Origin of the sequence: Vibrio sp. 10N.222.55.C6, assembly GCF_041473395.1 — a bacterium.
Lineage (GTDB): Bacteria > Pseudomonadota > Gammaproteobacteria > Enterobacterales > Vibrionaceae > Vibrio > Vibrio crassostreae_C.
In genome coordinates, this window is sequence record NZ_JBFRSD010000399.1 from 1 (window position 1) to 495 (window position 495).

The 495-nt window shown below is 47.3% G+C and carries 1 pseudogene; it reads left to right on the forward strand.

Going from position 1 to position 495, the window contains the following annotated elements:
* Window positions 1–495, forward strand: a pseudogene (locus AB4486_RS24305) (porin); the annotation flags it as partial.

Genomic DNA, 495 nt, shown 5'->3' on the forward strand with positions numbered 1-495 from the left:
GACTATTCATTCGGCCCACTTGGCTATGTCGGTTCAATTGGCCCTGCATACAGTGACCAAGGGTTTCGTGTTACGGACTTAAATTGGAAGCAAAAAATTAACGATGGCAAAGGCACTATTGTTGTCGGTTGGCAGGATGTAACTAACTATGCGGATGTTTACGCTCTAGCAAGCCCATGGTCTGGCTTTACTAATTTGGCATTCTCGACAGGCTCTGGTGCGATGGGCTTACCTGATGATGGTGTACTTGCGCTTTCTGCTGGTCATATGTTGGGTGAGAATTTTTATGTGGTCGGTGGTATCGCGGACGCAAAGGGTAAATCAGATGACATTTTTGATGGCTTTGATACCGCTTTTGGCAGCGATGCCTCTTACTTCACCACACTGGAGTTAGGCTGGACGGCTTCGCAAGAGCAGATCTACACCGATAACTTCCATGTGACTTTCTGGGACTTTGGTGACGATACTCGTCATAGTAATAGCCTTGCTGCGGAA